Below are 12950 nucleotides of genomic sequence, written 5' to 3' on the forward strand. Positions count from 1 at the left end.
GTTGTCTGCAATCGTCACGAGGCATCCCGTACATCCGCTCAGGTGTAATTCACCTATCGTAATCTTTTCTGCCACAGGCTTTTCCTCCTTTTGTACAACTTCCACCTTTTCTTCCACAATCACATCAGAGGGCTTCACCGAGGGCTTCGCCTCAGGTTTGCTCTCCGGGGTTTTTCCCGGCTTCTCCTCCGGCTTCTCCCGGCGACGCCCAAAGATGCGTTCCTTGATGGTTGATAGTAGCCCCATATTCTACCCCAATCTCTTCCAGTACGATCCGTACTGTTTTGGGAATGGCCCCTTCAACCTCCTCAGTGAGCCCCAGTTCAAACTCATGGCTCGCGACACGCTTTGGCTGACATCCGATGATCGTGATATCGATGACATCCTTCAACCGCTGCAGCGGTTCTGAGAGATCCCACGAATGGGCATCACGGTAGGCGCCCGGCGGCAGGTCTTCGGGCCGGAGTTTCGTCACATCACCAGGGTTACCGCCGAAATCGGCGATATCGATGATGATCAACTTCTTCACCGGCAATTCCGAATCCTCCACCAGTGTAAAGAGGAAGTGAGGGGCGCCGAGACCGGCATCGATAACCTTGACGTTATCGGGCAGTTGTAGTTTCTTGAGTTCCTCGACTACAGCAGGGCCAAACCCGTCATCTCCAAAGAGTGGGTTGCCACATCCTGCAATCACGATCTCACGGAATAACATGCGTGTACGCTCACTGAATGAGTTTCTGGGCCACTAACCTCTTGTCTTCGTCGATCACGATCATGTGCGTCGCGCAGGAGACGCAGGGGTCGTATCCTCGCATGATGACTTCCGCAAGCCGCCAGGGTGCACCCTCAAGCGCACGGCTGCAGGTCGGGAAGTTCCAGGTGGTCGGGACGAGCATCGAGAAGTACTGAACTCTGCCGTCCTTGACGCGAGCAAGGTGGACATCAGTACCACGGGGAGCCTCGTTTGCGGCCCAGCCAAGAGATCCATCGCCCTGCGGGATCTCGTCAGCGAGCACCGCTCCGGAGGTGTCGAGAGCATCGAGTGCCTCGATGATGCCATAGGCGGTCTCAGGGAACTCCATCTGGCGCGCGATCTGCTGTCCGATGGTACCCTTCTCATCGTAGTTCTTGAAGATCGCCATGCGTGCCCGTGGTCCAACCTCAACCGGCTGACCATCGTAGAGCGGGACACCGGTGCAGGCCTCCATCTGTGGCCAGGCTTTCTTTCCTACCGGTGTGGTGCCGCCGATCGGATAGTTCGGATCGGCCTCCGTTATCTCAACCTCACCCATGTACCAGTCCCAGGGGCGGACCTCAGTGAACCGCTCGGGGAACCAGGTCGGGTTCTCGTCGAGGCTTGAACTGCCGTAGACCGGCGCAGTGGCCATGTAGCCCTGGTTGTGGTAGCCAAGGTCTTTCGGGATCGGGACCTCTACGCCACCGACTTCAGCCCAGTCACGCTTCTGGTAGTTCCGGAAGACCGCGATCATGAACTCCATCTGTTCCTGAGCCAGCACGCGGCCCTCCTTCGCAAGATCATAGATCTTCGCCTTCGCCCGCGGGGTGATGTTCTTATACATACCGCCGACGCGGGGGTTGCTCGGGTGGATTGCCTCTCCACCGACGATCTCACCGATGGTCTGGCCGATCTCACGAAGCCGCTGGATCCGGAGAGCAACGCTCCTGACCGGTTCTTCCTTTGTGAACGGGTTGATCTTCGTGTCTGTTCCGGGGATGTACATGTCCGGGAGGGACAGTATGTTGTGAATGGCGATGCTGTGCATCCTGTTGGCACACTGCAGGATGTAGCGCAGGAGTTTCGCGTCCTCGGGGATCTCGCACCCGATGGAGGCTTCCATCGCCTCGATACCCGCCAGGGTGTGGGCGATGGGACAGATACCGCAGACACGCGACGCAATCTTTGGAACCTGATCCATCGTCTTTCCTATGGCGAGTTTCTCAACTCCCCTCACCGGGGTGATGCTGAGCCAGTCTCCACGCTCGATTATTCCGTCGTCATTGACCTTCAGGACGAGCTTTGAGTGGCCTTCATGCCTCGTAGTTGGGGAAATCTCTACAACTTTCGACAAATATATCGCCTCATTCCGATAATGTGGTGTTCTGAACACTATACTGATGTTACCACACGATTCTGTACTGAAAACGTACACGAGTACGTCAACAAGGATTATGAAGGAAACAGAGTTTATATCTTTCGCTTTAGGATGTCCATGAGTGTTATTAAATTGGGAATTAGTAACAACAGATGCGGATACAAAACGATTTAGTATGAAAATATAGTTTGTATGTGGTGTTTATAGTGCACCAATTTCCAGCTCGGAGATCAGTTCAGCTATCGTTGCCTTCCGCTCCGCGTAGGCGTCGTGCTGATGGATGCTCTCCTCATTCGTCTGTTTGATGGTAACCACGGAGTCACCCGGTAGATCCCCGAACTGCGTAACCACCTTGCGGGCCATCTCACGGACACAGTCCTCGACAAACCTCGGGTTCTTGTGAGCTTCCATCACCACGTAACTCTCGTCACCCCGTTTGAGGAGCTCGTAGATACGTGCGCTCATGGAGTCCTTCAGGATCTTGATGATCTTCTCGAGGCTGATCTGCTGATCATCGTCGATCTCGATGCAGAGGAAACCCCGCCCACGCTGGTTGTGGGTGGCCATTGGAACCTCTTCAAAGAACCTGGCAATCTTATCTTCCTCAACACCAAGTTGCTCGAGGACGTGAAGGGCATGATCCTTCATGATATTCTGAGCACAGGGGCAGGCAGTCATCCCGATCACCTCAGCACCGATGCTCTTTCTGATGATCGGGTTTCCATCATTCCTCTGAGCTATCGCTCGCGCGTGGACGTTCACGACCTCGTGACAACCAGTCTCGCTGACCGGAGTCTCACGCCTTACCATGAACTGACTCCGCATCCTGACCTCCGTCCGTTCCGCGTACTCATGCTTATCAAGCAGTTTCCTGGCCACCGCGCTGCAGACTTCCTCAATACCCTTTACCTCCCCGTCGATGGCCTGCTGCAGCACGTCGTCGATCACCTCAAAGTTCCGCGAGAGGTTGGCACCCTTGAGGCTCCCTGGCAGGTCAACGAAGACGTCGAAGTTAGAGATGAAGATGACCGGCCGCTTACCTGGCCGACCAACTTCAACAAGTTTCGTGACGTTCTTCACGCCCACCCTGGTCAGGCCGATCCTGACCTCAGGCAGACTGGACTGGACATCTGGCAGTTCCATTATAAATCCTCAATCGCCTATTATGAAGGATAAAGTTTCTCCTCGACAACCATAAAATAACCCTCAGTGCACCAGAGAGGTCGCACTATAGAATATTTATCTGGTTTGCTCTCCAAGAGGGAGGTGAGAGTCTATGGTGCAAAAATACTATGAGTCCGATGCGGACCCACGCATACTGGATGGCAGGACAATCGCCGTCATTGGATATGGCTCCCAGGGTCGGGGACAGGCGCTGAACCTGCGTGACTCCGGATGCCGGGTCATCATCGGCCTGCGGCCAGGGAAAAGCTGGCAGAAAGCATCTGAGGACGGATTTGAGATCTACCCTGTCGCTGAAGCAACGAGGCGCGCCGATATCATCCAGATCCTTCTCCCCGACGAGAACCAGGCAGCCATATACCGCGCCGAGATCAGCCCCAACCTCAAAGAGAACACCTGTCTGATGTTCTCGCACGGTTTCAACATTCATTACGGCCAGATCGTCCCGCCGCCAACTGTCGACGTTGTCATGGTCGCCCCGAAAGGCCCCGGCCACATGGTCCGCCGGATGTATGAGGAAGGAAAGGGTGTGCCTGCTCTCATCGCCGTTCAGCAGGACGCGACCGGGAACGCGCATGCCATCGCACTTGCCTATGCCCGTGGGATTGGCGCTACACGCGCGGTTGTGCTCGAGACGACGTTCGCCGAGGAGACCGAGACAGACCTCTTTGGCGAGCAGGCGGTACTCTGCGGTGGTGTGACCTCACTCATAAAGGCGGGGTTTGAGACGCTGGTCAACGCTGGCTACGCCCCCGAGATGGCCTACCTCGAGGTTCTGCACGAGATGAAACTCATCGTCGACCTGATCTACGAGGGCGGGTTCACAAAGATGCGCGACTCGATCAGCAACACCGCCCAGTACGGTGACCTGACCCGCGGTCCCCGTGTAATCGGGCCAGAGACCTACGCCGCGATGGAGGAGATCCTGGAAGAGATCCAGAGCGGCGAGTTCGCGCGGGAGTGGATGCTTGAGAACCTGGTGAACCGACCTGTCTTCAACGCTCTGACAAAAGCAGACGAAGAGCACCTGATCGAGCAGGTGGGTGCGGAGATCCGCAGGTTCATGCCACAGTTCCAGAAGTAACCCCACCTTTTCGTATGAAAATGTCAAAGGGGGCGGGTGGCCCTCTCCGCTCTCACCCCCTTACCGGTTGACTTTTGGTTCTCAGGCGAGTAAATTCGGTACCCCGCACTCAACAGGGTTTCGACGGCATCATCAATCGAAATCTTCGGCAGGGTCATGCGCACCGGGAGTTTCCGCATCCTCTTGAGTCCCGGTTCGACGTAGTGTTCCCGGTTCACCAGGAGATGCCACAGGATACTGAGGATCTTCCGGGCGAGAGCAACAATTGCCTTATTCCTCCCTCGGCGGTAGGCGATCCGCCGGAAGAAGGAGGAGAAGACGGTATTTGTTGTCCGGCTGGCCGCCTGGGCTGCCTGCACCAGGATCCAGCGGAGACTTTTTGACCCCTGTTTCGTGATCTTGCCGCACACCAGGGTATCGGCAGATTGATAGACCGACGGTGCCAACCCAGCCCAGGAAACCAAACGACTCGCGGTGGAGAAATCACGGACATCACCCAGTTCTGCGAGAATTGTTGTTGCTGCGGTGATGCTGATCCCCGGCACCGAGGTGCAGATCGCGACTGCCTCCAACTGGGGATCCTCGAGCGAGGCAAGGATCAGCTCATCCAGATGGGCGATCTCATCAAGCAGATGCAACTGGGTCGTAAGGAGCTGCACCTGGATGGGGGAGAGTGGGCTACCCTGGAGGATCTCCCGGAGTTGATCGGCACGGCGGAGGATCAGGGGCGAGGGGATAGTCGCGAGGGTGGTCTCCAGGTCCTTCTGCTCGGCAAGGCCCATGAGGAGATGACGACCAGATTTCCCGAAAAGATCTTTGAGCACCAGGTTCAGGCGGATACCCGCGCTATCCAGGATCTTATGAATCCGGTTCTTGATGGTTGTTCGGGTTCTGACCAACGTCTCCCGGTTGCGGGTCAGATCCCGGAACTCACGATCGCGCCGGGGAAAGATCCGGGAGGGCCGGATCAACCCGTGGAGAGCAAGTTCGGCAATCCATCGAGCATCGTTCATGTCTGTCTTGCGTCCTGGGATACTCTTGATCTGACGCGCGTTGGCAACAATCGTTCGAATATCTGACTCGAGTTCCAGGAAGAGTCGATACCAGTAGATCCCGGTCGATTCCATGGCAACGATCTCACACCCTTCAGCAAGCACAAGGTCTTTTAGTGCAAGAATCCCATTGGGAGTGTTGTGGAAGCGATGTTGAGAGGTTTCTCCAGATCGCGAGAGAATGCAGACCTGGAGAAACACCTTATGGACATCGATTCCACACACAGTGGTTGGTTCCTTCATAATACCTCACGAGGGGGGTAGCTCCAAAATGCTTCAGGAGCGTTTTCGTATACGCATTCGCTGATGCAGGTATGCTTCCGAAACGATGGCTTGGTTAGTTTTTTTCACGGGTTCAGGTCCCAAAAAGCGATCAGCCTTCACTACCCCAGGAAAAATGGCCACCCAACTATTTTAATGGGGTATGCTTGTGGCCCAAAGGGCATCATGTAGTTTTTTACGAAGAGAACAGGTAGAATGCCCCCGGCTTCAGTTTGGGGGGCAGTCGCACGATCTATTTGCGGGTTCCCTCCTCCACTCAGCCTCGTTGTATTCTCTGCCGCATCCGGGGTTTTCCGCGACGGTTCTTCCCGTGGCCGCTCACACCCGCAGGTGGTCTCACGCTCTCGCAGGAAGAGGGTTCCGGCGTGAGGAGGTCCCCCTCACGTTTTTACCTCCGGCCGGACATACTCCTCCTGTAATGACCCCTGATGTCCTTGCTTTTTCGGCCTCGCCCCGCCGCCATGGTAACTCAGAGACGCTGCTCGACTGGGTGCTTGCGGGGATGGAGGCGGAAGGTTGTAGTATCGAGAAGATCATTATCCCTGAGGTCGATATCAGGCCGTGCCGCGGGTGCAACGCCTGCGAGAGACTCAACCGCTGCGTTCAGCGGGACTACATGGACTACGCCCATGACCGGATAATAGCGGCTGACTGCATCATCCTTGCGTCACCCATCTACTGTATGGGGCTTGCAGCGCAGGCGAAGATCCTGGTCGACCGTGCCCAGGTCTTCCGCTCAAGGAAGTACGTCCTCCACCTCCCGGTCGTCCCGCCTGAACGGAAAGGAAAACGGGTGGGTGTCTTCCTCGCGACCGCCGGGCAGAACTGGGAGAACGTATTTGATGCGGCCATCCCGTCGGTGAAGTGCTTCTTCCACGTTGTCGATATACCTAACAGGGATGTCAGATATCTGATGATAAACGGTGTCGATGAGAAGGGCGCAATCGAGCGCCACCCCACGGCGAGGGACGACGCCGGCCGACTGGCACGCGAGGTCGCGGCACGCCTCCGGGAGGTTCTTGCTGCATGAGAGACCCCATAAAGGTCCTCGGGATCTCCGGCAGTCCGCGGCGGCACGGAAACACCGAGACCCTGCTCGACGCCGTGCTCGATGGTGCGGCAAAGGCAGGGGGCAGCATCGAGAAGGTCATTCTCAGGTCGCTTGACTACACCTCGTGCCGGGGGTGCAACGCCTGCCACAAAACAGGGGTATGCGTGATCAGGGACAACCTCACACCGCTATTTGATAAGATCGCCGATGCAGATGTCCTTGTTCTTGCATCCCCGATCTACTCGATGGGGATCACGGCGGAGACGAAGGGGTTGATCGACCGCACCCAGTTCCTCTGGGCCCGCAAATTTATCCTGAAGAACCTCTACTACCCGGATGATCGGATCCGGCGTCGTAAAGGGATCTTCGTCTCGACCGCGGGGCTTGGCTGGGAGAACGTCTTCGACGCGGCGTTTCCCGCGATCACCGCGTTCTTCAACACCACCGGGTTCGATTACTGGGATAATATCATCGCAAACGATCTCGACCGTTACGGTGGGATCGAGGGGCATCCAACCGCTCTTATGGAGGCGCGGGAGAAAGGACAGCGCGTGGTTGAACTCCTCCTTAAGATGGGGGAAGAGAGTGAGTTAAGCGCGCCAAAAACCTGAGATCTGCGGGATTGTCACTCAGAGGAGCGACCAGATCAGGATCCCGAGTGAAGCGACCATGAGCACGGCAAAGACCGCCGGTTTCCAGGCCAGTACCTTGCGCCCGTCAAGGACGCTTATTGGAAGCATGTTGAAGGTTGCGATCATCGCGTTGACCCTGAGTCCTACCAGCCCTACGACGGCCAGGAGCCCGCCGCCGAGGACCCAGAGAGCCGCAAATGGTATGCATAGGAGGAGGTTTGTGACCGGTCCTGCTGCCGATATCCGGCCGTTCTCCGTCCGGGTTGCGTTCCCGTAGATGTAGGTTGCCCCCGGCGCCGCAAAGACGATCCCCACAAGCGCCGCCATCAGCACGGCGACGAGGAGCATCTGGTTATCCTTCTGAAACTCTGCCCAGTAGCCATAGCGCATGGCTGAGAACTTGTGCGCCAGTTCGTGGAGGACGAAGGCAACCCCCACAGTGAGAAGCGACATCACGAAGAAGAAGACCAGTTCCGCGATGTTTACACCACCCCGGATGTAGATCAGGGTGAAGGCTATCGATATGGCAAGCCACGCTATCAGGAGATCTCTTCGCTCGCGTGGTGGTATTCGTTCCAGCATCCGGTACCTGGTTTGTCACGGCACGATAATATCCTTCGCCTCGCCGATGCAAAAGAGTCGTCAGGTTTATCCAGCCCCCGCGTTCAATCATTGTTTGTATGTCCCTTGATGCGGTCAGGAACGAGATCCGCGTGATCGATGAGAAGATCATCGATCTGATTGCGGAGCGGCAGAACCTTGCGGCGGAGGTTGCCAGGATCAAGCGTGAGATGGGTCTACCACTCCGTGACGAGGCGCAGCGGAGGGCGGTCCTCGACCGGGTCTTCACCTACGCCGTCGAGAGCCGGATAGACCCGGTCGCCGTCCGCAGGATCTTTGAGATCCTGGTCGAGATGAGCGAGGAGCGGCAGCGGGAGTGCAGCGGCGATGGCAACCTGCCCTGAGAAAAAGGTCAGGCGGTGATCATCGTTCCGACGCCCTCGTCGGTGAAGAGTTCGAGGAGCAGGTTGTGCTCCCTGTTACCGTTGACGACGTGGGCGCTCGTGACACCGTTCCGGACCGCTTTCATGCAACCCTCGAGTTTCGGGATCATCCCGCCGGCGATGGCCCCGCTCTCGATCATACCCTCCGCCTCGGGGAGCGATAGACGGTGGTAGACCTGCTTCCGGTCGGCGTCCATAACCCCATCGACGTCGGTCAGGTTGACCAGTTTGTAAGCCTGGAGTGCAATCGCGATCTCTGCTGCCGCGGTGTCGGCGTTGATGTTCAGGCTCCTGCCATGACGGTCGATGGCGATCGGTGCCACCACCGGGATGTAGTTCTGGGCGAGGAGACAGTGGAGCACCTCGGGGTCGACCTCCTCGATCTCGCCGACATGTCCAAGGTCGACCTCCTCGAAGGTCTCCCCGATCTGCACCCTCTGAGGTTCCATCTTCCTGGCGATGAGAAGGTTGCCGTCGTTTCCTGAGATCCCGACCGCACGGGTGCCGCAGTTTGCTATGAGGGAGACGATCCCGTCGTTGATCTTTCCCACCAGCACCATCTGGGCAATCTCAAGCGTCTCGGGGTCGGTGATCCGCAGACCGCCGACGAACTTCGGTTCTTTGCCCATTGCTTTCATCTTGGCGGTGATCTCTGGCCCCCCACCGTGGACAAGGACAACCTTCATCCCCACGTAGTGGAGGAGGACGGAGTCCCTGATCACGGTCTCCAGGATCTTCTGATCGACCATTGCATGGCCGCCAAGTTTGATCACGATAGTCTTACCGTAGAACTTCTGGATGTAGGGGAGAGCCTCCATCAGCACGTCTTCTCGCTTCATGTCGTATACTTCCCGTTGATCTCCACGTATCTCTCGGTGAGGTCGCATCCCCAGACTGTCGCCTGGCCGTCACCCACGGCGAGGTCAAGGTCGAAAGTGACGGTATCGCCGTGCATCGCTGCTTTTGCCGCTGCAGGTTCGGCGACGATCTCACCACGACGTACAAGGGTCACGTCCCCGACCCGGAGCGAGACGGCGTAGGGGTCAAACTCCACGCCCGCCCTGCCCGCCGCCGCGACAACCCTGCCCCAGTTCGGGTCCTCGCCGTAGACGGCGGTCTTGACGAGCGGGGAGGCGACGATCGTCCTTGCAACGGCCGCTGCCCCCTCTTCGTCGGGGGCGCCGCGGACCGTGACCATCAGGAGTTTCGTTGCCCCCTCACCGTCGCGTGCGATCTGGATGGCAAGGTCGCGACATACCGCCTCTATGCCCTTCGCCAGGTCGTCGCGGTTCACTTTACCTGCGGCGCCCGTTGCGGTGCAGAACGCGGCGTCGTTTGTGCTTGTATCTCCGTCGACCACCACACGGTTAAACGACCGGCGGGCCGCCTGCCGCAGGATCTCCCGGAGCACCGGCGCCTCTACCTCCGCGTCGGTGTAGATGAACGCAAGCATCGTCCCCATGTTCGGTGCGATCATCCCGCTACCCTTGGCGATACCCCCGACGGTAAACGACTCTGTCTTTAAAAGGGCATGCTTTGGGAAGGTGTCGGTGGTCATGATTGCCCGTGCCGCCGCCTCCTCGGCTTCGGCACTCCGGGCAAGTAGCGGCGATGCCCGTCCGCACTGCATTCGGATCAGGGGGAGATCCAGGTATCGCCCGATCACCCCGGTGCTCGCGACACCGACTGCCTCCGGTTCAAGACCGAGTGAGGAGGCCGCGATGGCGGACATCTCCACCGCATCACGGTAGCCCCGCTCACCGGTGTAGGCGTTAGCGCACCCGCTGTTGACAACGATCGCCTCGAGCGCACCCCTTTGCAACCGCTCCATCATCAACTCGACCGGGGCCGCTCTAACAAGGTTAGACGTGAATACACCGGCTGCGGTTCCGCCCGCCCGGATAAGAGCAAGCCCGAACTTTCCGTCCTTCAGTCCCGCGGCAAAGACACCCTCTACCGCGCAGATGCTCTTCACGACTCTTCCTCCTCCTCGCCGGAGGACGCCCCAAGACCGTTGACTATGTCCGCCCGGGTGACGATGCCGACCAGTTTCCCGTCACGGAGCACCGGGAGGCGTGCGATCCCCTCGTGGAGCATCAGGGACGCCGCCTCGGAGATATCGGCCTCCTCGTCGATCGCGATAACCGGGCTGCTCATCACCCGCCGTACCTCCATGTTGCTTATATCGGTGAGTGCCCTCTTTGTCCTCTCCCAGTTAATGAACTCTCTGACCGGGATCTCGATCACCTCGAGCGGCGATGGAAGCCAGAGGTCATCGGAGAGGTCACCGACGTCCAGTAGTGAGAGGATATCTGTCTCGGTGATGATCCCCGCCACCCGGTCGCCGTCCATCACAGGAAGCCCACCGATATGGTACTTACGGAGCAAAGCTGCCGCCTCACGAAGAGGTGAGTCTACCCGGACGGTCACAGGGTTCGGGGTCATTATATCTTTTACCTTCAACATTCGGCATCACCTCAGGGTAGCATCCCGGCGAACCGCAGACCTGCGTCCTCCGCAAACCCGCACATAAGGTTCATGTTCTGGATCGCCTGACCGCTTGCCCCCTTGACCAGGTTGTCGATCGTCGAGACAGCAACAACCCTCTCTCCTTCGCTCTCCACCGCAACGTCGCAGAAGTTCGTCCCCCGGACGGCCGCAAGGGTCGGTTTCTGGTAGCGGACGAAGAACTCGTCTGCATAGTAATTCCGGTAAAGCGACTCGACCTCCTTCTGCTCCATGGGTTCGGAGAGGAGGATGTGGGCGGTTGTAAGGATGCCCCTGTTCACAGGTAGGAGGTGGGGCGTGAAGTAACACCTCGCGCCTGAACCGAGTCGGGCGACCTCCTGCCTCATCTCGGCAAGGTGGCGGTGAGTCGTCCATTTGTAGGCGCTGAAGTTGTCGCCGACGTTGGGGTAGTGGGTGGTCTCAGACGGGGTGTTCCCTGCGCCGGAGACTCCCGTCTTTGAGTCGTAGATGATGGTATGGGCAAACCTTGCAAGCGGCGCTGCCGCAAGCGTTGCACCTGTCGGGAAACAACCCGGGTTTGCGACGAAAGAGGCGCCCCTTATCTCGTCCCGGTGGAGCTCGGTCAGGCCGTATGGGGCCTCAAAGTAGGCCTGGTGGGTCACGCCGTAGACCTTTTCGTACACATCCTTCGGGAGGCGGTAGTCGGCCGAGAGGTCGACGGTCTTTATCCCACGTTCTCCCAGTGTCCCGGCAATCAGCATCGCCGCGGTGTGGGGTACGGCCAGGAAGGCGAAGTCAGCGTCGATATCGCCGACTTCTGTGTTTCGGAAGACAAGGTCGGTCAGACCACGGAGGTGGGGGTGGACCGATGCGACGGGTGTGCCGTCCAGTCGCCGGGACGTCGCAACGACGACCTCCGCTGATGGGTGGTTCAGCAGCAGTCGCATCAACTCGCCACCGGTGTAGCCGGATGCGCCGATAATCGCAATATCCATAAGATGGAGTCTCTTTTATGGAATCTTAAGGCTTTGTGGTATAGCGTTGATAGAGCCGGGTGGCCAGGGAATCTATCTCGTCCTTCCCCTCAAGTCCATTCAGGAGATCCTGCGGGAGGGCGGATCTCCCGTAAACCGCGCCTGCATAGGCCCCGCATATAAACGCAATGGTGTCGGTGTTCCCGCCGACGTGTGCGGCAGTGGTGAGGAGTATTGTGAGATCTTTTATGCGACTGATCAGGAAGAAGGCGAGCGGTATGGTCTGGTAGACTGTAACATCGTTCCCTATCACCGAGAGTGCACCCTCCAGGCTGATCCCTTCCTGCTCAAGATTCAGGGCGTCGCGGATCTTGTTACCGAGCGTGACGTCCTCAAGCGTGGCATGTTTCCCGGCAAGGGTGATGGCGTCGGCGCGGCCACGAACGGCGTGGTGGACGAGCATCCCGACGCTGACCGCTCCAGCGTGTGCTCCCGGGTGGGTGTGCGTGACGCTGCAGGCCTTGACCACCCGTTCGGTCACGTCGATCGGGTCGTCGTAGAGGAGGCCGAACGGGACGGCGATACCGGTGCATCCGGCGGTGCTCGATGAGACTCCTGCCGATACCGGGGGATCGCTGGAGAGGAGGATTTGACGGCAGGCGGCGTCCACAGCGGCATCAGGAAACCTGAGATCGCCGTTCATATACATCCGTGCAAGGGCGGCCGCGTATCCCTGCTCCGAGTAGGTGCCGTCGGCGAGCATCCCTGCCACAAGGAGCATCATCTGGGTGTCGTCGGTGAACTGTCCGGGTTTAAGCCCGGCGTTCGGGTGTCCCCGCCAGGCACGGTGGTAGCCCTCATGGAGGTTCTGGAAGTCAGGTGGTGCCGTCTCCCGCGCCATACCCAGGGCGTCTCCGATGGCGGCCCCAAGGAGACAGCCCCTGAACTGATCGAGCATTTGAGTAATACTCTCTAAGGTCATTCTTAAGGGTTGTTGTTTGTCGGTGAAGGGTCCTTTCTGGATCCTGAGTCTTCCCGATCGCCAAATGCGCGTGTATGCGCCCCGGATGAGAAATTCAGGAGTTTTATGGGTTACATGGGTCGAT

The 12950-nt window shown here is 58.3% G+C and carries 14 protein-coding genes; 4 read left to right on the top strand and 10 right to left on the bottom strand.

Annotation, left to right across the window (positions count from 1 at the left end; genetic code table 11):
- Positions 1-151: 151 nt before the first annotated feature.
- The 3 genes from frhD to mptA form a co-directional block, all read right to left on the bottom strand.
- A complete protein-coding gene (gene frhD / locus QMC91_RS06285) occupies positions 152-712 on the bottom strand; it encodes a coenzyme F420-reducing hydrogenase, FrhD protein (RefSeq protein WP_300236859.1) in 561 nt (186 codons plus the stop codon).
- 10 nt (positions 713-722) lie between these two features.
- Complete coding sequence (frhA, locus tag QMC91_RS06290; protein WP_300236861.1) at positions 723-2090, bottom strand: coenzyme F420 hydrogenase subunit alpha; 1368 nt, start codon at positions 2088-2090, stop codon at positions 723-725.
- Positions 2091-2315: 225 nt separating this feature from the next.
- A complete protein-coding gene (mptA, locus tag QMC91_RS06295) occupies positions 2316-3257 on the bottom strand; it encodes a GTP cyclohydrolase MptA (protein ID WP_300236863.1) in 942 nt (313 codons plus the stop codon).
- A gap of 133 nt (positions 3258-3390) precedes the next feature.
- Here mptA and ilvC point away from each other — a divergent pair, with 133 nt between their 5' ends.
- Entirely contained in the window at positions 3391-4380 is a 990-nt protein-coding gene (ilvC, locus tag QMC91_RS06300; protein ID WP_300236865.1) for a ketol-acid reductoisomerase, read from the top strand.
- A gap of 23 nt (positions 4381-4403) precedes the next feature.
- Here ilvC and QMC91_RS06305 read toward each other — a convergent pair whose 3' ends face one another.
- Entirely contained in the window at positions 4404-5675 is a 1272-nt protein-coding gene (locus tag QMC91_RS06305; protein WP_300236867.1) for an IS110 family transposase, read from the bottom strand.
- Positions 5676-6132: 457 nt separating this feature from the next.
- On the opposite strand from QMC91_RS06305, the gene QMC91_RS06310 reads away from it, so the two are divergent.
- The gene (locus QMC91_RS06310) at positions 6133-6744 is read left to right on the top strand and encodes a flavodoxin family protein (protein WP_300236869.1); all 612 of its coding nucleotides are present in this window, start codon (positions 6133-6135) and stop codon (positions 6742-6744) included.
- Entirely contained in the window at positions 6741-7376 is a 636-nt protein-coding gene (locus tag QMC91_RS06315; protein ID WP_300236871.1) for a flavodoxin family protein, read from the top strand. Before QMC91_RS06310 ends, QMC91_RS06315 begins: the two co-directional genes overlap by 4 nt.
- Before the next feature lie 18 nt (positions 7377-7394).
- Here the strand turns inward: QMC91_RS06315 and QMC91_RS06320 are convergent, their stop codons facing one another.
- A complete protein-coding gene (locus QMC91_RS06320) occupies positions 7395-7979 on the bottom strand; it encodes a peptidase M50 (RefSeq protein WP_300236873.1) in 585 nt (194 codons plus the stop codon).
- A gap of 98 nt (positions 7980-8077) precedes the next feature.
- Here QMC91_RS06320 and QMC91_RS06325 point away from each other — a divergent pair, with 98 nt between their 5' ends.
- Positions 8078-8362 carry a chorismate mutase gene (locus QMC91_RS06325; protein ID WP_300236875.1) on the top strand — a complete coding sequence of 95 codons (285 nt, stop codon included), beginning with the start codon at positions 8078-8080 and terminating at the stop codon, positions 8360-8362.
- Between the two features lie 8 nt (positions 8363-8370).
- Here QMC91_RS06325 and argB read toward each other — a convergent pair whose 3' ends face one another.
- Genes argB through QMC91_RS06350 form a run of 5 tightly spaced genes read right to left on the bottom strand, consistent with a single transcriptional unit; the run spans position 8371 to position 12802 of the window.
- A complete protein-coding gene (gene argB / locus QMC91_RS06330; protein ID WP_300236877.1) occupies positions 8371-9240 on the bottom strand; it encodes an acetylglutamate kinase in 870 nt (289 codons plus the stop codon).
- Positions 9237-10376, bottom strand: a complete 1140-nt coding sequence (gene argJ, locus QMC91_RS06335; RefSeq protein WP_300236879.1) for a bifunctional glutamate N-acetyltransferase/amino-acid acetyltransferase ArgJ — start codon at positions 10374-10376, stop codon at positions 9237-9239. Before argJ ends, argB begins: the two co-directional genes overlap by 4 nt.
- Positions 10373-10864 carry a CBS domain-containing protein gene (locus QMC91_RS06340; protein WP_300236960.1) on the bottom strand — a complete coding sequence of 164 codons (492 nt, stop codon included), beginning with the start codon at positions 10862-10864 and terminating at the stop codon, positions 10373-10375. Before QMC91_RS06340 ends, argJ begins: the two co-directional genes overlap by 4 nt.
- Positions 10865-10878: 14 nt before the next feature.
- Positions 10879-11865, bottom strand: coding sequence for an N-acetyl-gamma-glutamyl-phosphate reductase (argC, locus tag QMC91_RS06345; protein WP_300236881.1), 987 nt, complete (start codon positions 11863-11865; stop codon positions 10879-10881).
- A 25-nt stretch (positions 11866-11890) separates the two neighbouring features.
- Positions 11891-12802 (bottom strand): ADP-ribosylglycohydrolase family protein, encoded by a 912-nt coding sequence (locus QMC91_RS06350; RefSeq protein WP_300236883.1) that lies wholly within the window; start codon positions 12800-12802, stop codon positions 11891-11893.
- Between the last annotated feature and the right edge of the window lie 148 nt (positions 12803-12950).

The sequence above is a fragment of the Methanoculleus sp. genome, from assembly GCF_030019085.1.
GTDB lineage: Archaea > Halobacteriota > Methanomicrobia > Methanomicrobiales > Methanoculleaceae > Methanoculleus.